Here is a 24,107-nt window from a genome sequence, read left to right on the forward strand (position 1 = left end):
GCTATCTCTTTTTGGACCAAAAGAGAAAACTAGGTTTGGTTAAGAGAATTAAAAAACAAATCGATAAATTCGCTTTGACCAATGAAGACCTTGGAATTGAAATTAATTGATTCTTAGTATATTACAAAAACGTTAGTCAGAATTAAAACAATAGAGATGGAGATAACCGATAAGGATATTGAAAAACTTGATTGGATTTTAGACCGATTGATTGAGTATAAAAGCAATGTTTCTTCAAACGACTTGCATAATAAAGGTTTCTACGATGATTATAAAGACAACCAAGCTAAAATCGATTCTGATTTTGACAATCTAAAACTGATTTTTAAAAAGCTAGGTGTTGGGTTTCAAGTGCCAACCAAAGATGGTGACTTTATTGGTTACGATGATACAGTATTGGACTTTAAAAACACACATAAAAGTTTCTCAAATTATTTTCAAGAATTACACGATTCTAAATTAAAAGAGGAAGTTGAAAAATTAAAAATAGATAATAGACAAGAATTAAAGGATAAGATTGACCAACTTAATTACGAAAGCCTAAAACACAAAGAAACAATTAGAGAACAAGAAGATAGGATAAGAGATTTGACAGAGAGATTAACCTTTATAAACCTATTAAAAGCTTATTGGTGGGTTATCAGTATAGGCTTTACTATTGGTGGAATAATTGGGGGAATAATAGTCGAAAAATGGTAGTTAATGTTATTGATAAACCAATTATTGCCTTAAAAACAATAAGGGAGCTTGGATATGATATATCAGATGAATATATTCAGAACGCCATAGCAGGTTATCTCAATTTCTATGATGTGGATAGAAAACATATCGTATTTGATCGAGGTTATCCGGATATTATTACGATGACCGATTTAGAGCCAGAATTCTTTTCGTTATGGTTGTTTAATGAACCCATGTTAACGGACGAAATGGTGATCAACCATTTGGAACAAATCCCCATATTAAACAAAGTGCCAAATTCGCCACACCCAGAATTCGGAACTACAGCTCCCGTGGCTGTTCGCCTGGATAATAGCGAAAATGGGTATTCATATATGACTGCAGATTATCAGCCTTTTAGGGAATTTGGAGAGGCTAATTATAAGGACGGTACAAGATATGGCTTCTATTATAACGGAGGAAGCTGGATGAGACCCGAATATTGTGGGTATGTCGTAGGATATAGGCACGGCTGGAAGAAAGCAAAAGCTCTTATGGAAAACCGTGCTTGGGCAGAAATCAACCTCAATCCCAAATGGCCATATAGCAAAGAGTTTATTCCGACCAAATGGGAAACCACCGATTCTTGGTGGCCGTCCACCCGTGGCTTGTGTTGGAATGTGTTCATCCTAATGGCAAATGAAGTGGCTGGCCTTCGCACTCCTGAGATGGATCCCGATTTTAGAAAATAAAAATAAAATTATACTTTATCATTCTAATTGATTGTTTTTAAAATGAGGAGGTAGTCCTTCATCCGCCACTTTTGAACCATAAATGCCATTGAGGCACTTGTGATATAAGTTATCGGATCTAAGTCTGTTTTATATATTAGCAAATGTCCTCTCAGTTAGCTGTTTAGAATCAGGTTTTTATGAATTGGTTTTGTTATTAGTAGTTCTAATGTTATCTTTACCTTAAGATTGAAGTCAAATAACAGTAAATGCTATAAATAAAAAAGGTAGTTATTAGGTTAGTAATACGTCTTCCAATCATAAAAACTCAACAAATATACGGCTTGCCGGAATGGGTTTGAATCCCCTCCGTGGTCACAATAATAACTCCAAAGAGTTATAAAACCTTGTAAAATCTATGATTTGCAAGGTTTTGTTGTTTTTGAAAGCACATAAAATTTGATATAATATGATATTAAATGGTTGCTGTGCGGTCAACAAAATTTCTCTCGGTCAACACTGTTGACCGCGGACTAAACACAAACCATAGTTGATTTGACTTTCGTCTCTCAAGTATAATCTTAAAGACGTACAACTATGAAAACATCAAACACATTCTCAATCCTATTTTGGATCAATGCTTCACGTGCTATAAACAAGGAGGCAGAAATTTATGCAAGAGTCACAGTCAATCAAAAGAGGGTCAATATCAGCCTTAAACGGAAGGTCAATGTGGACCAATGGGATGTGGCCAAGAAGCGTGTCAAAGGACACTCTGCAGCTGCTAAACAAATCAACCAATATCTCGACCAGGTATACACCAAGCTTTTTCAAATCTATCAAGATTTGAAATTCCAAGAAATACTGATTACTGCAGAATTAATAAAAGCAAACTACACAGGAGAGGGTGAGCAATCCAAATCATTGATGAATCTTATAGAATACCACCATACCCAAAAAATCAAGCATACACATGCAAAGGGATCTATCAGAAATTTTGGCGTAACCGAAAGTTACCTTGCCAAATTTTTGAGGAAGACTAAAAAAACTACTGATATCTATTTAAAGGAATTGGATTTTAAATTTTTATGTGATTTCGAGAGTTATTTGTCCTCTTATTGGCCAGTAGGTCACCCAAGAGCAATGGCACAGAACACTATAATTAAGCACATACAAAGACTTCGTAAAATGGTAACCTTGGCCTATCATATGGAATGGATTTCAAAGGACCCGTTTGTAAGATGGAAACCAATTTTTGAGAGAAAGGAGCGTGAATTTCTTTCTGATAACGAGCTTTCTAATTTGGAAAATTTTGAATTCCCAACAGAGCGATTGGACCGTGTGAGGGATTTATTTGTATTCAGCTGCTATACCGGAATCAGTTATGTCGATATCATGAATTTGACGGCACATAATATTCTCAAAGGAATTGACGGTAATGATTGGATTATTACGAAACGTCAGAAAACAAATGTACCGGTTAAAGTTCCATTGTTGAATAAGGCAGAAGAGCTTATTGAAAAGTATAGAAATCACCCAATGACTCAAGTTACTGGTTCGTTACTACCAATTATTACAAATGAAAAGCTCAACCAATATCTAAAGGAGGTGATGTTTTATGTTGGCATCAAGAAGAATCTAACATTTCACATGGCACGGCACACCTTTGCAACAACTGTGACACTTTCCAATGGTGTACCCATTGAAACCGTTTCAAAATTGTTAGGTCATAGTAAAATATCCACCACTCAAATTTATGCCAAAGTGATTGAGAGAAAGGTTAGCGATGACATGAAATTGCTTAAAGAGAAATTGAACGCTAACAATAATGAAAGAGATGTAAAATCGAGTTAGAACATAGTCTCAATTAATTTATATCAGCTAAATCTTAAAACCATCTAGATCATTCTCACAATTACTATAAAATAACAATAACTCTGATTAACGATAAAAAAATCGCTAAAAATTTTGACGATAAATAAATTGTCATTATATTTGCCATATAATTTATCGTTAACTTATGGGGCATCAAGATATATTTTTAAGAAATAACACCGGAAACAAGTCTAAATCTAGCATTATCAACGGATTTGTTGTAAGAACATCTGAATTTTCAGCAATTAAAAAACTGTTAGGAAAATCTAAAACATCTAAAGATTTTCCTAATACTGTTATAGTTGGGCAAAGAGGGGCTGGAAAAACAACATTGATGCATAGGCTTAACTATGCAATACTTGATGATTTGAATTTATCAAATCGTTTTTTGCCAATATTATTTTCGGAAGAGCAATATAATTTATCAGATTTAACAAACTTGTGGGAAGCAATAGCGGTTGGAATTGACGATAACTTCTATCATGAAAATCTCCCTAAAGAAATAGAAAAAATAATTGATAATGAAGAGGACTATGAAATTGCTGCTTATCATTATTTGATGGATTTTTTGGTAAATAAAAAAAAGACTGCAGTTCTTTTTATGGAAAACATAAATTTTTTCCTCAAAAAACTTTCAGACTCTGAAAACAAACGTTTGAAAAGCATATTAACTTCCGATGCACCCTTTAAAATTATTGGCTCATCTGCATACTTTAATGATGGGAATATTGATTTTGGTGACAATTTTTATGACTTCTTTAAAATAGTCCAGCTAGACGGCTTGTCGCAAAGTGAATGTAACAAGTTATTAATTAGTATTGGACAAGAGTATGGTGAACAGGAAGAGATTAAATCTGTTATTAGAAATCATCCTGGAAGAGTAGATGCCTTGCGTCGATTAACTGGTGGAGTACCAAGGACTATATCGTATCTTTTTCAAATATTTTTGGATAATGAGAACGGAAAGGCTATTAAGGACCTGTATCTTTTGATAGATACTCTCACATTGCTTTATAAATCTGAACTTGACCAATTATCTTCACAACAGCAAAAAGTTATAGATGCGATTGCAAGAAAATGGGATGCCATTTCGGTACGGGAGATTTCAAAGAAAACCAGATTAGAAAGTAAAAATGTCTCCTCAATTCTTTCTTATTTAGAAAGAAATCAAATAGTTGAAAAAGTTCCCACCAATACTAAAAATCACCTTTACCGTATCAAAGATCGGTTTATGAACATTTGGTATTTGATGAGATTCGGAAGGAAAAATGATCATGACAATGTAGTTTGGTTAGTCAGATTCTTTGATGCTTGGTGCGATGAAAGCGAATTAACAAAAAGAATTAAAAAACATATCATTAACCTTAAGGAAGGTCAGTATGATGAGTTGGCCGCAATAGATATGGGCAATACTTTTCTCTCATGTGAAAACGTACCAGACTCTCTGAAAGAAGAAATTATAACAGCTACAAATTCAATACTTCCTGACAAATTATTAAAGAATGTTAAAACAAATAATAAAGAGGTGCTGTTGGATATTAGGAATCTTTTAAAAGCGAAAAAATTTGAGGAAGCAGAAAATCGTCTTAATGATGTTGAGAAAAGAAACGTCAATTATTTTACGCTATCAACTTCAATATATTTGATGCAGGGTAAACATCAGGAAGCTTTGCAAGATGCAAAACTTGCTTGGGAATTGGATAATCAAAATTCTTTTGCGGCAATTACTTTAGGCTTAATTAATGAAGTTTATTTAAAAAATTACGAGGAGGCTATGCAATTTTATCAAAAGGGCTTAAGATTGCCTAAACCTCATCCATATGCTGCATATAGGTTGGGCGATATTTTTATGAAAAGAAAGGATTATGAAAATGCAATTAAATACCACACCCAAGCAGCTACAAAAAACATTCACAAATCTCTAAAATCTCTTGGAGAAATCTACATTCAATTAAAGCAGTACGAAAAAGCCGAAAAAGTTTTGAAAGAGGCAGTAAATGCTAAAGTGAAAGGTTCTAATACTGCATTAGCAAAGGTTTATATTGGATTAAAAAGAGTTAAGGATATTGAAATAACTTTAAAGAAAGCTGTTGAGGCTGATGAAGATCGTTCAAATGTCAATTTAGGTAAATTCTATTCAACTTTTAAGAAGAAAAAATTTCACGAAGCTATTAAACAATATGAAATTGCAATTGAAAAAGGTGTACTAGATGCATATAATGAACTAGGCAAGCTTTATATTAAAAACAAAGATTTTGATAAGGCAACAGAATATTTTATGAAAGGATTGGAACGTGGAAATGCTGATTCTGCGCATTTGTTAGGCCATCATTATTCAAAATTGAAAAATTTTGAAAAATCTGATGAAATGTTTGGTAGAGCAATTGAATTAGGTGAGACTAAAATTGTTGATTGTTGGGTAGAGAGTATTTATGAATCCCGAAGGAAAAACAAAAAATTATTTGCAAAAAATCTGTTAGAAAAATACATTGATGCATATGGTAATGATTTGAGATATAAATTGTTGTATGCAAAAATATTATTATGGAATGGAAGTACGTCCCAGTCTCTGGATGATATCCACAATTTAACTCAAGAAATTTATCGATCATATAATGATTTAGAAAATGAGCGATATTTTCAGAGAGCTTTGGCGGATTTAGTTGATTATTTTCTTCTATTGATTGCAAAAAAAGAATACCATGCAGCACTGAATATTATTAACAGAGAAGAACATGATGAATTTAAAGCAATGTTGAAACCTGTATATTTCCTATTAATGGAGAATCTACAAGATGAATTTCCTTCTGAATACTTAAAGGCAGGGAAAGAATTAACTGAAACAATTAACGATTTAAAAAAGGAGGTGAAAGATTTAAGAAAGAACCAAATATAAAACTAAAACAAAATATTATTTTATAAGAAAGCACAGTATTAAGATTCCAACATCTTAAACCATGCTTCTTAAAATTCAAATAATCTGGAGTCAGATTTTCGAAAAATGATAATAAAATTTATTGATGTTAAACAAAAATAAGTAAACTTATTTTTTCTACAAGCATTATTGTCATTTTCTTTTATACGATTTCGATTAAAAATTAACTCATTTCAGCTTTAATATTTTGGCTGATACTTATTATTCCCAAGGGATAATAATGAAATAGTGCAAATAAAATTAATTAATAGTATAAAACTAAAAAATATGGCAACAAATGCTACAATTAAATATTACCCGGTGGGTAATGGAGACATGTCCTTAATTACATTGGAGGACAAAACAACAATACTGACTGATTGCAATATCAGGAACTGTGACAGTGATGAAGTTTACGACGCAAAAGCAGATTTAATGAAAAGCGTCCAATTTGACAGAGGCATTCCCTATGTGGATGTGTTTATATTAACGCATGGGGATCAAGATCACTGTCGTGGATTCAAAAAACACTTCTATCAAGGAGCTCCAGAAAACTATTCTGAAGCTAACAAAAAGGAAGAGTTGATACGAGTCGATACCATGTGGTTCTCACCAATGATTGCCGAAGAGCATTCTAATGAGGATGAAGATGCGTATCAGCAAGAAGCCGAAAGAAGATTGGCATTACACAGAAACAATGATTCTAAAAAGGACAATCGAGGAAATAGAATAAAGATTATTGGTTATGATGGAAATGCCGATTATCAAGATTTGAATTATTTAAGAGCGGTCCCTGGAGATATTGTTACACGATTCAACGACCGTGATCAGACCTTGTTTTCAATTTTTATTCATGCACCATTCAAGGAACATCTTGAAGCCATGGGCGATGACAAAAAAAACTCAACAAGCATAGTTTTTCAAGCAAGGTTTAGAAATACTACGTATCAAACCGGATTTTCTACTTTGGCGATGTTTGGGGGTGATTCGGACCACACTTCATGGTGTATAATTCTGGACAAAACTAAAAAATACAATAACGAGTCAGCTTTGGAATGGGATTTATTTCTGTCGCCTCATCATTGTTCTTGGTCATTTTTTAATGACAGGCCTCAAGCGGAGAATCCTGACCCTAAAAAAACCTCTTTGCAAGTTCTAGATTACAAAAGGACGAATGCTAAAGTAATTGCTTCTAGCAAAAAAATTGAAAAAAATGATGATAATCCTCCACATTATCAAGCTAAAAGTGAATATGTGAAAAAAGTTACTGAAAGCAATTTTCATAATACAACTACATACAATGTTGTAAACAATACCCCGCAACCTATAATATACGAGGTGACACAACAAGGTATCGTTAAGCCTAAAAAAGTAGAGGGTTCAGCCCGAGTCACAGGTGGTGCTGCTTTAGGCGCTATCAACACACCTTCAACTTATGGAAATGGAGAGGTTTAGTGACAGCTTGCCCATATTCAGTGATAAAATTGAGAATCCTGCTTTGCAGGATTCTCTTAACTCACTGAAAATTCTAACCAAAAAGTCTCTTTCGATTCATGATTGGGGAAACGGTAGAATTGGAGTGCCAATTGTGATAAGTGTTGAATTGCCAAGTTTAGGTAATATCGATAATATAGATATTAAGGCTAAAGAACAAATTGTTTTGGTATTTAATTTATTAAATTATCCATATGAGGCCCCAGTAGTTTATACCGACCGATTAGATTTTCCAAAGGACCAACTTGCGCATTTTTATATAGCTGCAAATAATCGTCCGCCCGCCTTTTGTTATGTTAGATGTAATCGTGATGAATGGTATGCAAATAAAAGAATTGAAGATTTAATTATTCGTATAGCCAATTGGTTAGGTGATGCTGCTGCAGGTGAGCTTAATGAGGATGGTGAGCAATTTGAACCTTTAAGATTAGAAGGCTATTCTGGTACGATTATTTATGATTACGATACTATGGTGCGACCAGTATTAACAAACACTCCATTACTTACTTATAAAAATCTGTCCATTGCCTTATTCGAACGTGGTTTAGATATAAATCAAAAAACATATAGGTTCGTTAAATTCCTTAACCCTGACAATGCAATTGACACACTCAAAGAAGTAGATATTGAAAATCAGAAAAAGAAGGATGATTCTACTAGAAGGAAATATCATTATGGCTATCTCCTATGGGCTGATGAACATACTGTAAATAGTCAATATTCCGTAAATCTTCCGAAAAATTGGGCAGATTTTAAACTTTTTTGTGCATTTTTTCAAATAGATTATAATCATCTTGAAAATTGCTTAATTGCAAATTTTCACCTTAATCGCTTCATTCACTTTCCTGTAATTGTTGCAATAAGACGAACCAAACCATTGATTGGCTATTCATCAAATATTGAACTAATCAATTTTCGATTTTGGCTTAAATTAGAGCACATCAAAGATGGTAAAATTATAGATGATATAGAGATTAACTTCTTTTCTCACAATCAACCACTAACTCAAAAATTAGCTGCAAAAATATCCAATTTTCAATTGGAAAATGGCTTTAGAACATTAGTATTCGGTTGTGGAGCTCTTGGTTCAAAGATAATAATGCATCTTGCTAGATCAGGTTATCCAAAATTGTCATTAGTTGATCCTGATTCTTTGTCTCCTCATAATTTAGTACGCCATACGCTGTTTGCTGAACATGAAGGAGAGAATAAAGCTGAATCTTTGGCAAGAGCAATAAATAAAATGTACCCTTTGGAATCAGCCCCATCATTTGGTTTTTCTGATAAGGAAATAATAAACCAAAAGCCTCTTATTGAAATCCATAATTGGATTATGGATTTCACCGCATCTCCAGCTTTTTTTAACACTCTATCAATAGGACAACACATAGTTGAAAAAAATGTGTTGAGTGCAATGATCTCTGATTTTGGAAACTTGGGCATACTATATAGGGAAGGGAATGGTCGCAATCCACGTATAGATGATTTACAGGCGCATTTATATAATTTGTCTTTGCAGAAATCAGAAATTAAAGATTGGCTTAAAAGAGAAAAATTGGCTCATAGTAATACTAATTTGAATGTTCGAGTGGGTATTGGCTGCAATTCAGAAACAACTGTTTTGTCTGATGATAAAATAGCATCACATGCATCTTTTTTTTCAGGAATAATCAAAAAGGAGATGAATAATGTTCCCGATAATGGTAAAATTTTTTTATCACAAATATCTGATGATGGGGTGTATAGTATTACAACTAATACAATAAAGGTTGCGCCAGTTCATATTTATCAGGCCATAAATGATAATAGTTGGAGTGTAAGAATTCAAAGTGAAGTCTATGAAAAAATAATGAAAGAGTTTTCAAAAGCAAAGAGAAATGAAACCGGAGGGGTTTTTGTGGGCTATTGTAATCATAAAACAAAAATTATTTATGTGGTTGATTCAATTAGGGCCCCAAAAGACAGCAAAGCTAATTCTATACACTTTATGCGCGGAATAGATGGTTTACCAGAAGAAATTGAAAATGCCATACAGTCCTCTGGAGGACAAATTGGGTATATTGGAGAATGGCATACACATCCTAAAGGCCCAAATGCATTAAGCGATCAGGACATGGAGAGCGTAGGTAAACATAAATTGGAATTTGAAAGACTAAATCCACCGCTACCCGTTTTCTTGACGATAATTACACCCAACGGATTATTTCCGTTTGTATATTAACTTAACATTACATTATGTCTAACGAAATAAACCTAAAGGCCAAAAATACACCACAACTGTGGGTATTCTTATCAGCGAACATGCTTTTTCTATTTGGGATGTTTTTTCCTGAATATTTTTTAGAGCTTACAAATAACTTTAATATTTTTCTTATACTTAAAATTTTAGGTGTTTCAATAGCTCCTTTGTTACTATTCTTGCTAAATGGACTTTTGCCAAGCACTGTTAAAGCTATTCTGGTTTACTGGAAATTAAAATATCCTTTGCCTGGTTCAAGAGCTTTTAGTAAATTAAGTAAAAAGGACCATCGAGTCAACAGGAATAAATTGAAACAAACTTATGGTAATTTGCCAACGAGTCCTTCTCACCAAAATAGATTATGGTATCAAATTTATAGAAAAAACAGTTCAGAGGTTATTGTGCAAAATAGCCATAAGGCTTTTTTGTTAGCTCGGGATTTAACATCGTTATCCGTATTATTCTTAATCTTTTTGGGTATACCTGTTTTGATTTTGGGGTCATGCCCTTTAAATGTAATTTACTTTTTTATATTGTTGTTACAATACCTGATAGTATGTATAAATGCCCAAAATAGAGGAATCCGATTTGTGACAAATGTTTTAGCTTTGGAATCTTCAAGTTAATTTTCGCAAATCAACTAATGGTTACGATGCTTGTGTCAATTCAGCAATGTCTTTATAAAGAACCGACAACTCCGGGTAATCCACCCGATCCGTAATAGTATCAACATTACTATTAACATTGCGTTTAAATAAATCCTTTCTCACAGAATAGGCCTCTAATTTAGGGGCAGGATAATCGCTTTGGATTAGGTCTTTAATATCATCGGTGTTTAAATCATTTGACAACCAATTATGGGATTGTTCTTCATCCATCATAATGACCTGTCGTTTTTTGGTATTATGAACCTTTGCAAAAAGTGGCGAAGCAGCCTTCGTTAAAATAGTAAATGTAGCTATGCTATCTATTACGGAATAAATACCAGCCAAAGCAAAAGGATGTTCGTTTTTTACTGTAATGTAAAACGGATACTTTTTCTTGTTGTGTTCATGTGGTTCATAAAAACCGTTAATAGGAATCACACAACGTTTCGTCATAATCGAGTCTCTGTAAATGAAATGCTGAAACACTTTCTCGGACTGGGCATTTAAACCACTACCATATTTTACGGCCTCTTTATAATAGTCCTTAATCTCATTTTTGGTTTTATTTGAAGGCACAATACCCCAAACTCCTGGGGCAAGGACATCACTTTTTTCCTGTGGTATGATTAACATGTTAGGATGGGAAAATCCATTCAAATGATAATTTGGTTTACTAAAAACAGGCTTCAAATTTGGGTCACTTATTTTGACTCTAAAATTTTTCTCCCAGTATTCAGGTTCTTTATAGGTACTTATATGAAAACACATGGATTGATAGTTTTAAAGATAGTAAGTCATCGCTTCTTTTTCCATTGCTTCGTAAACTCATCCTCTTCTGCACCCAATGGAAACAAAACATAGTACCACAGACAATTCAAATAATATCGAAAAATTCTGAACCATCTTGGAAGCTTACGTTTTGTCATTCATAAATATAGGTTTTTTTGTTCAATGAAGACAAAATTAAAAAAGCTCCTAAAGGAACTAAATCCACAGAAGCTTTTTTGGCAGGATGATGAAATCCTCAAGTATTTAATTAGTCTCCTTTTTTAGGGTCTTTTCTTGGATCTTCTTTTTCCTTGTCCGCGTTGGTACGTGGAGCTGGACGGGTTGCCGGCTTATCTTTGGACTCTTTTTCAGGTCCATTTAGGATTGTCTGTATCATGATATACAATTTTTATAAGGTTTAAAACTAATCTTTATCACACAAAAGTGCGAATCCAATTCATTTAAAAAGTAACCCAAATAAAATTCAATAATTTAAACACTCCTCGGGTCAGGTTTTAGCGAGACTTTCCTTGACCAAATAATATCAATACTACAAAAGTCGAATTCTTCCGTCACCGTTCCATAGCATTCATAAACACCTACACCATGTATGGGATAAAGATCTACCACTTGGGTAAAGTGGACGGTATCAAAATAATTCCCTTCCTTGTCCACAAACGTGCAAAATCGCATGTGTTTCCCATTGGAGGCAATATGGAAACGGGTATTAACAAGAACCCCATAAAGCAATACGGCTTGGTTAATATGTTGCGACATTTGTGTGGCCATAATGCTGTTTTTAAATACCTCATCCACCAAATCAAAATAACTACACAACGGAAAACCCAAAAGCTCCATTTGGTCATAGGCCTCTTCAATGTAAGAGGTGGTAAGGGTAGGCAAATTAAACTGTCGATGGTTTGTTTTAAATAACCGGGATTGCTTGGTGGCATGTTTATTGGCATTCAGCTTAAAGATGGACTGCCACAACAATTCGGTTTTCGATTGCTTGGTAAATCTGAAGGCATCGATACGGATAAGAATGGTAAGCTGCTCAATACTGATGACGACCCTATCAATAAAATCATCTAATGAAGAAAATAAACCATGCAGCTGTCGTTCCGTAAGAAGCCGTTTAATGGTCATCGCTTCCAGACTTTTCAGATGTCCAAAACCTAAATAAATGTCAGTTCCTTGAATGATATTGGGATGGTCACTAGTATTGATGCAAGGAGGATGCACACGGGCGCCACACATTTTGGCTTCATGTACGTAGTGTTCGGTACTGTAAAAACCACCGCCATTGTTCAAAACGGCCACCATAAATTCCAAGGGGAAATAACATTTAAGATACAAACTTTGGTAACTCTCCACGGCATAGGAAGCGGAATGCCCTTTGGCAAAGGCATACCCTGCAAAACTCTTGATTTGATTCCAAACTTCAAATGTGAGTTCATCAGGATAGCCTTTGGTTTTGCAATTGGCAATAAACTTTTGCTCTACCGCCTCAAATTCTTGTCGGGACCTAAATTTACCGCTCATCCCTCGACGCAACACGTCGGCTTCGCCCAAAGTCAGCCCTGCAAACTGATTGGCGACTTTCAAAACATCTTCTTGATAGACCATAATTCCATAGGTGTCTGGCATAATTTCTAACAGCTTCGGATTGCCTTCGTTTCGTTTTTCTGGATGACGTTGTCGAATGATAAATTCTTTCTTCATTCCGGAATCGGAAACACCAGGGCGAATAATGGAACTTGCAGCCACCAATCCCAAATAGTCCTGGGTCTGCAATTTTTGCATCAATCCTCGCATTGCTGGAGATTCGACATAATAGGCGCCAATAGCTTTCCCACTTTTTAAAAGAGTATTGATGTTGGGGTCATTTTTAAAGCGTTCAACTTGGGTGATATCAATAGGTGGCAATTTAGGATGGTTATAACGGATAATCTCCATGGCTTCCTTGATTTTTGCAAGTCCTCGTTGGCCTAAAATATCAAATTTAAAGATGCCCACATCCTCGGCAATAATCATATCAAATTGTACTGTCGGAAAGCCTTTTGGTGGCAAATCCGTGGCAGAATAGCAATGGATGGGTTGGTCTAAAATCAAGATACCACAGGAATGCACACTCAAATGGTGTGGAAAGCCTCTAATGAGCTGGCCATATTTTAAAACCAATTGCGATAGCTCGTCCAACTGTTCTACCTTATAATGGCCATCGCTCAATTTGTCAATTTCTTCCTTGGGCAGTCCGAAAACTTTGCCCAATTCTCGAACAACACCTCGATACTTAAAGGTATTATAAGTAGCCAATAAAGCCACATGGTTAAACCGCTTAAAAATATACTGGGTAATATCGTCTCGGTCTTTCCAAGAAAAATCAATATCAAAATCTGGAGGGGAGGCACGGAACGGATTGATAAACCGTTCAAAATACAAATCCAATTCAATCGGGTCCACATCGGTAATGCCTATAATATAGGCAACAATACTATTGGCACCGCTACCACGCCCCACATGGATATTTCCCTGACGTTTGGAATAACTGATAATATCATAATTGATTAAAAAATAGGACACGAAATCCATAGCCTTAATGGTTTCCAGTTCGGTTTGCAATCGCGCTCTTACCTTTTCGGTTGGATGCGAATAACGTCGCGTTAAATTCTCATTGCATAAACCTACGAGCATGGCATAGTCGGCCTCTTTCGAGTCCAGGTACAACTGTTGGTTTTGAGATATACGATGGGAGCCAAAGTTGAAATCAATGCTGCAACTGTCTAAAATGCGTTGTGTGTTTTCAATAATATGAGGAAACTCTTTAAAGGCTAATTCCAATGCTTCCATTGGTAACATGACATCGGTCATTCGGCATTCCTCGGTTTTCTGAAGTTTGCTCAACAAAGTGTTTTTGTCAATGGCTCGCAACAACCGGTGTGCATTAAAATCCTTTTTGGTTCTAATGGTCACTTGCTGTTGAATGACGAGTTTGTCCGTATAGGATGTGTAAGCTGAAAAAGGAAGTTTCTTTAACTCATCCACCGAGACACCAATAAACTCATGGGGTCTAAAGTTCTTTTGTTCGTGCAGCATAACCGTTTCAAATGGATAGATGACAATCACATCTTTAAAAGCGGGTGCGCTATCGGGAATAGGAGTTTTACTATGGGAGTGCTCGGACAAAAAAGCGTTGAGTTCCTGAAAACCATGATGGTTTTTTGCCAACCCAACAAATTGTTGCTGTGCACCGTTTCTAAAATCAATTCCTATAATGGGTTTAATATTAAAATCTTTTGCTTTTCTAATAAAATTCAAGCAAGCAGAGGTATTATTGATATCGGTCAAAGCAAGACTGGTCACACCATTAGCTTTAGCGAGTTTAAGAAGCTCTACTTCCGAAAATGTGCCGTAAAGCAACGAATAATAAGAGTGACTATTGATATACATTATTGTTTTCTATGGGCTAATAAAATCGGGGGCTCTCCATTGAATGGATTATGAAAACGGCCAATGGTTTTGGCACCCATGGAGGCCGCACGTTGAATGCTCATTTCTCCAAATCGATTTCGTATGGAATCCATGGCATCATATAACCGAAGCATAGTTTCGGTATCATCAAAAAGATTGATTTGATAATTTCCTGTGACCAAATCACTGAACTTCACACCGACCAATCGAATAAGCAACCGTCGTTGGTAAAGCATTTCAAAAAGTTCCAAAATCTTCGGAATAAGAATATGGTCAGCACTGGTGTAGGGGATATGCACTTGCTTGGAATAGGTATTAAAATCTGAATACCGGATTTTGACACTGATACAGGAGGTCAATTTACCGCCTCGGCGCAGTTGAAAAGCCATATTTTCGGCCATGGCAAAAATAGTGGTGCGAAGTTGTGATATATTCGTAGTATCCTTCTCAAACGTGCGTTCTGTGGAAATGGATTTGCGTTCATGAAAAGGAATCAAAGGAGGATTATCCAATCCATTGGCACGTTTCCAAATCGTCACACCATTGACACCCAAGGCGCTCGATAGCATTTCTACGGGCATTTGTTGGACGACGCTGACTTTATCAATGCCTAAATTCCGTAATACGTGATAGGTTTTTTCGCCTACAGATGGAATTTTCCGAATGGACAGAGGAGCCATAAAAGGCTTCTCATAACCTGGATCAATACGTAATTGATTATTAGGCTTGGCTTCGCCTGTGGCAACTTTCGAAACAATTTTATTGGAAGATAGGCCAAAGGAAATAGGCAGGCCACTTTCCTTGATGATGGTGGACCTTAATTCAGAAGCGAACTTATAACTACCAAAAAATTTATCCATGCCGCTCAAATCTGCATAGAATTCATCTACACTTGCTTTTTCAAAGACGGGCACTTGGTCCTTGATAATATCGGTCACTTGTTGGGAATATTTGGTATAGATGGAAGCATTACCCCTAATAACAACAGCTTCTGGACACAATCGTCTCGCGACTTTCATCGACATTCCGGAATGAATACCAAACCGCCTAGTTTCATAACTACACGCGGCGACTACCCCACGGTCACTCGTACCACCAACCAGCAATGGACGCTTTTGCAGCTTACTATCAATAAGGCGCTCGCAAGACACAAAAAAAGTGTCTAAATCCAAATGAAGAATGGTTTTGTTCATACAGCAAAATTAGCTACATTTGTGAGCAATCATTGCCTAGATTTGTAGCATTATGAAAAATATCTAAAAAAACCTCCGTCATTTAATTCATCTCAAGGGCTTAACTCAAGAAGCATTGGCAGATAGCCTCAAGGTAAGTCGATCTCGAATTAGCTCTTACGAAGAAGGTCGTTCAGACCCGCCGTTGGAATTGTTGATCAACATATCGAATTTATTTAAACTTCCCATCGATATTTTGCTCCGCAACGACCTAACAAAAACAACCGACGCTTCATTTATAGACATTGGTAACCAAAGAGTACTTTTTCCAATCATGGTGGATGATGATAATAACAATTTGATTGAGGTCGTGCCGATTAAAGCATCGGCAGGTTATTTGGCAGGCTACGATGACCCTGAATACATAGAGCAGCTGGAAAAAATAAAATTGCCCTTTTTACCCACAGGGAAACATCGAGCATTTCCAATTAAAGGGGATTCAATGTTACCAATGAAAAATGGTTCCTATGTAGTAGGACGTTATGTTGAGGATAGAAATGAAATAAAAACAGGAAGGACCTATGTGTTAGTAACACTAAACGATGGGATGGTTTACAAAAGGGTGATGAACAACATTGAATTTAATAATTCGCTTCTTTTGATGTCAGATAATAAAATCTATCATGATTACAGTGTTCCTGTAGATGAAGTACTAGAGATATGGGAATTTACTTGTAGCATCAATACACAGGAATATGACGAGCAAGAACTCAAATTAAGTAGTATCCTATCCATGTTCAATGAACTGGGTGTTGAACTGAAAGCTCTTGAAAGATTGAAGAAATGATTTACACTCTTATTGATATTCAAAGTTAAGGTAAGGAGGTAATAAGTCTACCTCAAATTAACAGGTAAACCAACCCCTAATCCAAATCTCAAATCATTATCTACACCATTTGGTGACAAACTCAAATCTGTCCGATCCATAAAAAGCGTCACCGTTAAAAACGGCTTATCTTTTTCCTTGTTTTTCAAATTATACAAGAAGCCTACTCGCAATGGGGATAACTCTTTGTCATCGATGTCTTTTGAACTGCTGTAATTGATATATTCATAACGCACTTCGGCAAACAAACCAATGGGAAATTCGATTGGAAAATAATAAATATCAAAATCTATGGCCGTGCTAAATCCGTATGCATAACTATTCTGTCCTATAAAGGCATTGTCATCGCTGGTGGTTATAATTGGGTTTCCTGAATTATCCATTCCTAATGGTGTTGACAGATTTATTTTTTTGCTCTTAAAATCAGTGATATTAGAGGCCCTATGGCCACTAATAACCCCTCTTCCAAAAAAAGTTTTCGGCCAACCCCACCAACCACTTTCTCCTTTCTTATAGTGATAATTGAAACTAAAATCCAGACCATAAACATCCCCACGGATATCATCAAACATCTTGTCAAATACTTTGGTACTGTCATAAGCAAAAGTTCTAAAGCTTTCCCGTTTATAAAAACCTTTAAATCCTAAAAATACAACATGGTGCCCCATCCAACTGTCCATCGATTTTTCATTTTCAATGGCCTGAACATCTTTCTCCAATGTCTTTAAAATATACTCGGTTTTCTTTAAATAATCCTCAAATACCAGGGCAATATTATAGGTAGGGTCCGATATGGTTTTTATAACAGTTTTCTGATCCTCATCTTTGTATGTAATGGTAACGAGATTCGTAGGATTTTTTTTGTAGCTCGCCAAATCAACTATATGGGTAGCTTCATTATCTATATGATATTGTGTTTTAAGTTTATTAATTTTATCTTCAACCTTGGTAATGAGTTCACTATCCAGATAAACTTTGTCTGTTAAAATTTTTTTTAGTTCCTTATAGGTTGAAATTTGTAAGGATATCAAATCACTGATTTTTAATAAGGTATATTCTTGATTTTGCTTATTGGGAGTTCGATATGAAGACCATGAGTTAATTTGAGTAAACCAATTGACTCCTACTTTCGATGTTTTGCTGCCTTTTTCCTCATCAAAGAAATAGAAGCCCTCGCTGGCACCAAAATCAGTTTCTAGTGTAAGGATATTATAAGTCCCTGACCATAGAAGCCCGTTTAATTTCAAATTCGTTTTTGTTTCATTCAAGGTTAGACTGCCGCCCTGTTGAGGAGAATTTTCCCCTAAAATCAAATAATTGAAATTCTTGGACACCATATCGGTAAAAGCACCACTGGAAACAAGATCTTCTTGTTCAGTAATGACCATTTGGGCAGTCCCCACAGCACTCCAAGACAATACCAAGAATAGGAATGAATATAATTTTTTCATAATAAGTTAGTTAGAATCATAAAGATAAAAAAAATTAAATCGAAACGTAAACCAAGCTTTAACCTCCAAATTCCAATCAACATACTTTTAATATTTACTTTAAAATATATCAAAAATTTTTACTATCTTTAATCTAACGCCAAATATCTAATATCTAGCGTCTAAACAAGTACCCAACTTACTACATACTTTTACGCAATTAACCCCAATTACAAATCCGAAGGAGGTTAGTTTACGATTCCGATAAATGGGTATTAATGAATCAAATCCATTAGTAACAATTTAAAAGCAAGCCCGGGTGCGTTGGCGATTAAATTCCTTCAAATCATAAATTTTAATTTCTTTTATTTAGATTTGGGCAGGGATTAAGCCAAAAAAGCCAGTGCAAAATAACGACATGTATAAGTTGACATTAAAAGAATATAAAAGTCTTTTCGATAAACTATACACCTCGTTGTGTCTATTTGCCAACAAGTATTTGGAGGATTTGGAAGTATCAAAAGACATCGTTCAAGACGTGTTTGTAAAGATTTGGGAAGATAAAATCGAATTCCAAAATGAGAACACTATCAAATCTTATCTCTATACTTCGGTAAAAAACAAATCTCTGGACTATTTAAAAAGCAAAAGAGTTAAAACCACCGACCATTTCCCAACGGCCGAAATGGAACAATTGGAAACCGAACCCTTCTTTTTACGCGAAGTCGTGATTTTGGAAACCTCATCCATCATCGAGAATGCCATCAACACCTTGCCCAACAAATGCGCCCAAATCATACGGTTAAGCATCAAGGATTTTACCAATGCAGAAATCGCGGAAGAGCTGGGCATTTCCATCAACACTGTCAAGGCCCAAAAGAAAATAGCCTACAAACGCCTCAAACCACTATTGAAGGATTACTTCATCCTCATCGCCTTCATCTTCGACACCACTAATTAATTTATTTGAACGAATTCAATAATTGACCTTGGTTTCGACTTCGGGACCCATAGGTATGATAAATCGAAAAAAACAAAAAGCTGTTTGAGCATTTGGGAAACAAATGTGATTTCTTTTTGTTTCGATTTTCATACCGTCATGGGTGAAGAAGAAAGCGCAGGCTAGACCTTTTTTGTTACTTTTTTGGGGCAATGCCAAAAAAGTAAGGGAAGAAATCAAATTAAATAATTTACATATGGCCTAGCCTTTTGTTACTTTTTACGGAATGGAATTGCGAAGCACATCATAAGCTCCAATAACAAAATAAAATGGGCGTATAAAAAAGTAAGTAAAACAAAAAACTTTAAATTTTTTTAACCTTTTTTTTACCCTCTCTTCACATTTAATCGTCATAGAATAAACACCACACAATTCTATGCCCATTTTTGACAAAATTTTAAAACTATCAAAACAATTAGCCAAACAGCTATTGAACGATGAACAGCCTACGGCCTTGGAAAATTCTCAAGAATTTGACCAGACAGACAAAAACTATATCCTAAAACAACTTGCTGATGAGGCTTCAATAAAAGAGCGCCTAAATCTTAAAAATCAAATCGACAAAAAAGCCGATTGGGAAAAGGTCAAAAGTAGAATTGAAGTTCCAGTACGCAAAATATATTGGAAATATGCCGCCGCTGCAATCCTAATTATAGCATTGGCATCAACTTACTTCTTAAGAGAAACAATTTTTAATACCCAGATAGAAAACACCACACCTATCATCGTCAACAACCAAATCGAACCAGGTTTCGACAAAGCAACCTTGACTTTAGAAGATGGCACACAAGTAGCTTTGGAAAAAGGAACAGCCTACCAAACCCAAAACGCAAGCAGCAACGGAGAGGAAATCGTATATTCCTCTTCACCAACAACCAGCAACCAACAACCAACAACCAATATTTTAACCATCCCACGAGGAGGGCAATTCCAATTAACCCTTGCAGATGGTACCCGATTATGGTTGAATTCCGAAACCCAAATAAAATACCCGGTAAGTTTTACTGACGGCGAAAGCCGTCAAGTAGAGCTTGTATATGGCGAAGCCTATTTTGAAGTATCCCACAGTACAGAGCATAAAGGTTCTGACTTCAAAGTATTTAATCAAACCCAAGAGGTACAAGTACTAGGTACAGAATTCAATATTAAAGCCTATAAAGACGAGTCAAACATTTATACAACCTTGGTGAGCGGTAAAGTAGCTATTAATACTGCGTCAACAAAAGAAGTATTAGCACCTAACCAACAAGCGAACCTTAATTTAACAACCGATAACCTATCAATTAAAAATATTGAAATCAAAGCGGAAATAGCATGGATTAACGGCGAATATATTGTGAAGAATAAAAGCCTAAAGGAGATAATGAAAGTGCTCTCCAGATGGTATGATATGGACGTCACTTTTGCCAATAAAGAATTAGAAAATGTGCGCTTCGTAGGAGTATTGGGAAAGGATCAGGACATAGTGACCATTCTTAATACAATTCAAGGTTTTGGTGTAATTAAAAATTATGAAATCAAGAATAAAAATGTGATTCTCAAATAAAGAAAAAAAAGGAGCAAAGTCAATCATTTGGCCATGTCGCAACTTCGTCCCTCTAAAGTGTAATAATCAAACGAATGTCTAACTATGCCCTAACGTAGAAAACATCCGGTGGATGTTTTTAGTGAAAAGACAGATGGCGTGTGGGCGTGTTATTTCAATAAATTAAATAGTAACCTAAACTCTAATATAGTATGAAAAAATAACTACCAAACAAAAAGGAGGAATCAGTTCCAACTCGCTAAAGTATTAAAACTGAAATCCCCCTATATCATTATTAATCAATTAAATGTTTAACTAACTAATAACACACAAATTTATGGAAATTAAATTAATTAATGTCCGTTCCCTCATTCGAAAACGGCTTCTCTTGATTATTATGAGAACATTTATCTTTCTATTATGTACCACTGTTTTCAGTTTTAATACCGAAAATAGTCTTGCTCAAGAAAAGGTGACAATCGATGTAGATAAAGTCGCAACGATTGACGAAGTGTTTGAAATCATTATCGACCAAACAAAATACCGATTTTTATATCCAGAAGGACTATTTAAAAACGTACCGAAGGTTCAATTAAAAAAAGGGACAATAAGAGTGGATAAATTATTGAACCAAAGCCTTGATGCTGGTAAATTTAATGTGATAGTATCTAAAAATAATACGATTATCATTAAAGATTTCTTCTCTCAAGAACCGATTCAAGTTGTGGGTAAAGTAGTGGATGAAGCAGGTCTTCCGGTTTCTGGAGCAACTGTTTTAATAAAAGGAACCACCATAGGTGTGGCAACTGATTTTGATGGTTCTTACTCCATTTTAGTGCCTAATCAAGAAAACATATTGGTATTTTCTGCATTAGGTTTTCTTACACAAGAAATTATTGTAGGTAGTCAAACACAAGTAAATGTTGTCTTTAGGGAAAACATTAGTAAGCTAGATGAAGTTACAATTAATGCAGGATATTATAAAACTTCGCAAAGAGAAACTACTGGTTCAATTTCTAAAGTTGTAGCAAAAACTATAGAAAAGCAACCTGTAATTAATCCACTGGCCACCTTACAAGGACGGATGACTGGAGTTAATATAATCCAGACGACAGGTGTGCCAGGTAGTGGTTTTGATATCAAAATTAGAGGTCAAAATAGTATAAGATCTGATGGTAATGATCCACTTTACATTATAGATGGTGTTCCATATGCATCAAATACACTCCAAGATCCAAATATTTCATTTTATATTTTGAATGGTTTTAAAGGGTCAAATGTGCTCAATAGTATTAATCCTTCAGATATAGAGAGCATTGAAATACTTAAGGATGCAGATGCAACTTCCATTTATGGGTCTCGTGGAGCGAACGGTGTAGTTCTGATAACTACAAAAAAAGGTTATATAGGAAAAACAAAATTTGATTTAAACATTTCAAATGGCTTTGGAACCATTACGCGGAAACTTGATTTATTGGATACCGAACAATATCTAGAGATGCGTGATGAGGCATTTGAAAATGATGGAATTGATTATGCATTTTCAGATTATGATATCAACGGTACTTGGGATCGTAATAGATACACTGATTGGCAAGAATTTTTTGTAGGTGGAACAGCCAAAATAACTAATTATCAAGCTGCGGTTTCAGGAGGAAATGAAACTACTCAATTTTTGTTAAGTGGGAATTTTCAAAGTCAAACTACAGTATTTCCGGGTGATTTTAAATATTCTAGAGGTTCAGTTTTACTTAATATTTCTAATAGATCTAAAAATGATAATTTCACAATGAGGTTTTCAGCCAATTATAGTAATGATAAAAATGATTTGCCTCAAACAGATTTTTTGGGAAGTGTATATATTGCCCCAAATGCACCAGAAATTTATGATGAAAATGGAGAAATTAATTGGGAAGATGGAACGTTCATCAATCCTATGGCGAATATTAATGCAACATATTTAGCTAAAACAAATACTCTATTTTCCAATTTGAGTTTTGGATATAAAATAATGCCGAATTTGGAATTTAAAACCAATTTGGGTTACAATATAACTTTTTTCAATGAAAAAAATATTACTCCAAATACTATTTACAATCCCGCATATGGTTTGGGGAGTGAGTATTCTTCAACTACAGTAAATAATAGTCATCGACATTCATATATAATGGAACCTCAATTAGAATGGAAAAAATCTTTCAAAGAAAGTGAACTCACTTTCCTCGGAGGTCTTACTTTTCAGAAACAAGTCAGCGAGAATTTGGTCCAATCAGGATATGGCTTTACTAGTAATAGTTTAATAGAAGACCTAGCTTCTGCTGCAGACGTTTATGTACTAAATAATTCAAAAACAGAATACGTATATAATGCCGCTTTTGCTAGAGTGAACTATAATCTCCAGAGTAAATATATTATAAATCTTACGGGTCGAAGAGATGGATCCAGCCGTTTTGGACCTAAACGTAGGTTTTCCAATTTTGGAGCTGTAGGTATGGCGTGGATATTTTCTGAAGAAAATTTTTTAGGTAATTCCAACATTTTAAGTTTTGGAAAAATAAGGACTAGCTTTGGAATAACTGGGAATGATCAGATAGGAGACTATCAATATTTGGATACATATGCCTCAAGTGGATTGTATTATGAAGGTATTCCTACTTTGGCACCCACTAGATTATATAATCCCGATTTTTCCTGGGAAGAAAATAAGAAATTTGAGATTTCACTTGAGATAGGGTTGTTTAATGACAGAATTCTCCTTAATACAAATTACTATAATAACAGATCATCTAATCAGCTAATAGGTATTCCGTTACCAACTACTACAGGCTTTAGTACATTGACTGCAAATTTTGATGCAACAGTGCAAAATACTGGTTTAGAAATTGAAATGAATGCAAAAAATGTATCCACTCCAAATTTCAGTTGGAATACCTCAATGAATATTACTTTTCCCAAAAATGAGTTAGTGGAATTCCCAGGTTTGGAAGAGTCAACTTTTGCTAATCAATTGGTAATTGGAGAACCTTTAGGGATTCTCAAGTTATATAATAATCTTGGGGTAAATCCTGAAACTGGAATTTATGAATTTGAAGACGTGAATAACGATGGTATAATAAATACAAGCGATCGACAGTATATCCAAAATCTAAACCCAAAATTTTTCGGTGGTATCAATAACAATTTTCAATTCAAAAATTTTGAGTTTGATATCTTCTTCCAGTTTGTTAAACAAACAGGTTATAATTATCAATTCACCAATGGTCTTCCCGGAACTAATTACAATCAACCAACAGAC

At 35.0% G+C, this 24,107-nt stretch carries 15 protein-coding genes and 1 pseudogene; 11 read left to right on the forward strand and 5 right to left on the reverse strand.

What is annotated here, in order from left to right; all coding sequences use genetic code 11:
* Positions 1 to 156: 156 nt before the first annotated feature.
* From G6N06_RS17145 to G6N06_RS17175, 7 genes are all read left to right on the forward strand, one after another.
* A complete protein-coding gene (locus G6N06_RS17145; protein WP_163517944.1) occupies positions 157 to 699 on the forward strand; it encodes a hypothetical protein in 543 nt (180 codons plus the stop codon).
* Complete coding sequence (locus G6N06_RS17150) at positions 693 to 1,412, forward strand: hypothetical protein (protein ID WP_205334787.1); 720 nt, start codon at positions 693 to 695, stop codon at positions 1,410 to 1,412. The genes G6N06_RS17145 and G6N06_RS17150 overlap by 7 nt, the downstream gene beginning before the upstream one ends.
* A gap of 576 nt (positions 1,413 to 1,988) precedes the next feature.
* Positions 1,989 to 3,245: a site-specific integrase gene (locus G6N06_RS17155; RefSeq protein WP_163517945.1), complete on the forward strand. Its 1,257-nt coding sequence runs from the start codon at positions 1,989 to 1,991 to the stop codon at positions 3,243 to 3,245.
* A 166-nt stretch (positions 3,246 to 3,411) separates the two neighbouring features.
* On the forward strand, positions 3,412 to 6,162 hold the full coding sequence (locus G6N06_RS17160) for a tetratricopeptide repeat protein (protein WP_163517946.1): 2,751 nt from the start codon (positions 3,412 to 3,414) through the stop codon (positions 6,160 to 6,162).
* A 306-nt stretch (positions 6,163 to 6,468) separates the two neighbouring features.
* Positions 6,469 to 7,635 carry an anti-phage 6A-MBL system MBL-fold protein gene (gene mblB / locus G6N06_RS17165; RefSeq protein WP_163517947.1) on the forward strand — a complete coding sequence of 389 codons (1,167 nt, stop codon included), beginning with the start codon at positions 6,469 to 6,471 and terminating at the stop codon, positions 7,633 to 7,635.
* On the forward strand, positions 7,622 to 9,895 hold the full coding sequence (gene cap2-3 / locus G6N06_RS17170) for an anti-phage 6A-MBL system cap2_3 protein (RefSeq protein WP_163517948.1): 2,274 nt from the start codon (positions 7,622 to 7,624) through the stop codon (positions 9,893 to 9,895). Before mblB ends, cap2-3 begins: the two co-directional genes overlap by 14 nt.
* A gap of 14 nt (positions 9,896 to 9,909) precedes the next feature.
* Entirely contained in the window at positions 9,910 to 10,539 is a 630-nt protein-coding gene (locus G6N06_RS17175) for a hypothetical protein (RefSeq protein ID WP_163517949.1), read from the forward strand.
* Between the two features lie 21 nt (positions 10,540 to 10,560).
* Here the strand turns inward: G6N06_RS17175 and G6N06_RS17180 are convergent, their stop codons facing one another.
* From G6N06_RS17180 to dinB, 4 genes are all read right to left on the reverse strand, one after another.
* The gene (locus tag G6N06_RS17180; protein WP_163517950.1) at positions 10,561 to 11,328 is read right to left on the reverse strand and encodes an SOS response-associated peptidase; all 768 of its coding nucleotides are present in this window, start codon (positions 11,326 to 11,328) and stop codon (positions 10,561 to 10,563) included.
* A 268-nt stretch (positions 11,329 to 11,596) separates the two neighbouring features.
* The gene (locus tag G6N06_RS20035) at positions 11,597 to 11,725 is read right to left on the reverse strand and encodes a hypothetical protein (protein WP_262890121.1); all 129 of its coding nucleotides are present in this window, start codon (positions 11,723 to 11,725) and stop codon (positions 11,597 to 11,599) included.
* Between the two features lie 95 nt (positions 11,726 to 11,820).
* Positions 11,821 to 14,778, reverse strand: coding sequence for a DNA polymerase III subunit alpha (locus tag G6N06_RS17185; RefSeq protein ID WP_163517951.1), 2,958 nt, complete (start codon positions 14,776 to 14,778; stop codon positions 11,821 to 11,823).
* Positions 14,778 to 15,992, reverse strand: coding sequence for a DNA polymerase IV (dinB, locus tag G6N06_RS17190; RefSeq protein WP_163517952.1), 1,215 nt, complete (start codon positions 15,990 to 15,992; stop codon positions 14,778 to 14,780). The genes G6N06_RS17185 and dinB overlap by 1 nt, the downstream gene beginning before the upstream one ends.
* A gap of 70 nt (positions 15,993 to 16,062) precedes the next feature.
* On the opposite strand from dinB, the pseudogene G6N06_RS17195 reads away from it, so the two are divergent.
* Positions 16,063 to 16,818: pseudogene (locus tag G6N06_RS17195) on the forward strand (XRE family transcriptional regulator); the annotation flags it as partial.
* Positions 16,819 to 16,865: 47 nt separating this feature from the next.
* On the opposite strand, the gene G6N06_RS17200 reads toward G6N06_RS17195, so the two are convergent.
* Positions 16,866 to 18,308, reverse strand: coding sequence for a hypothetical protein (locus tag G6N06_RS17200; RefSeq protein ID WP_163517953.1), 1,443 nt, complete (start codon positions 18,306 to 18,308; stop codon positions 16,866 to 16,868).
* Between the two features lie 397 nt (positions 18,309 to 18,705).
* Here G6N06_RS17200 and G6N06_RS17205 point away from each other — a divergent pair, with 397 nt between their 5' ends.
* From G6N06_RS17205 to G6N06_RS17215, 3 genes are all read left to right on the forward strand, one after another.
* Complete coding sequence (locus G6N06_RS17205) at positions 18,706 to 19,248, forward strand: RNA polymerase sigma-70 factor (RefSeq protein WP_240338095.1); 543 nt, start codon at positions 18,706 to 18,708, stop codon at positions 19,246 to 19,248.
* A gap of 415 nt (positions 19,249 to 19,663) precedes the next feature.
* Entirely contained in the window at positions 19,664 to 20,833 is a 1,170-nt protein-coding gene (locus G6N06_RS17210) for a FecR family protein (RefSeq protein ID WP_163517955.1), read from the forward strand.
* Between the two features lie 316 nt (positions 20,834 to 21,149).
* Positions 21,150 to 24,107 (forward strand): SusC/RagA family TonB-linked outer membrane protein (locus G6N06_RS17215; RefSeq protein WP_240338096.1); only part of this gene is annotated, 2,958 nt, incomplete at its 3' end.

This window comes from Gelidibacter japonicus, from assembly GCF_010725055.1.
GTDB lineage: Bacteria > Bacteroidota > Bacteroidia > Flavobacteriales > Flavobacteriaceae > Gelidibacter > Gelidibacter japonicus.

What these genes read in the sequence shown, in the direction of transcription:
- G6N06_RS17150 (WP_205334787.1), top strand. Translation starts at nt 693, where the DNA reads ATGGTAGTTAATGTTATTGATAAACCAATTATTGCCTTAAAAACAATA.
- G6N06_RS17155 (WP_163517945.1), top strand. Translation starts at nt 1,989, where the DNA reads ATGAAAACATCAAACACATTCTCAATCCTATTTTGGATCAATGCTTCA.
- G6N06_RS17180 (WP_163517950.1), bottom strand. Translation starts at nt 11,328, where the DNA reads ATGTGTTTTCATATAAGTACCTATAAAGAACCTGAATACTGGGAGAAA.
- cap2-3 (WP_163517948.1), top strand. Translation starts at nt 7,622, where the DNA reads ATGGAGAGGTTTAGTGACAGCTTGCCCATATTCAGTGATAAAATTGAG.
- dinB (WP_163517952.1), bottom strand. Translation starts at nt 15,992, where the DNA reads ATGAACAAAACCATTCTTCATTTGGATTTAGACACTTTTTTTGTGTCT.
- G6N06_RS17175 (WP_163517949.1), top strand. Translation starts at nt 9,910, where the DNA reads ATGTCTAACGAAATAAACCTAAAGGCCAAAAATACACCACAACTGTGG.
- G6N06_RS17200 (WP_163517953.1), bottom strand. Translation starts at nt 18,308, where the DNA reads ATGAAAAAATTATATTCATTCCTATTCTTGGTATTGTCTTGGAGTGCT.
- G6N06_RS17160 (WP_163517946.1), top strand. Translation starts at nt 3,412, where the DNA reads ATGGGGCATCAAGATATATTTTTAAGAAATAACACCGGAAACAAGTCT.
- G6N06_RS17205 (WP_240338095.1), top strand. Translation starts at nt 18,706, where the DNA reads ATGTATAAGTTGACATTAAAAGAATATAAAAGTCTTTTCGATAAACTA.
- G6N06_RS17185 (WP_163517951.1), bottom strand. Translation starts at nt 14,778, where the DNA reads ATGTATATCAATAGTCACTCTTATTATTCGTTGCTTTACGGCACATTT.
- mblB (WP_163517947.1), top strand. Translation starts at nt 6,469, where the DNA reads ATGGCAACAAATGCTACAATTAAATATTACCCGGTGGGTAATGGAGAC.
- G6N06_RS17210 (WP_163517955.1), top strand. Translation starts at nt 19,664, where the DNA reads ATGCCCATTTTTGACAAAATTTTAAAACTATCAAAACAATTAGCCAAA.
- G6N06_RS20035 (WP_262890121.1), bottom strand. Translation starts at nt 11,725, where the DNA reads ATGATACAGACAATCCTAAATGGACCTGAAAAAGAGTCCAAAGATAAG.
- G6N06_RS17145 (WP_163517944.1), top strand. Translation starts at nt 157, where the DNA reads ATGGAGATAACCGATAAGGATATTGAAAAACTTGATTGGATTTTAGAC.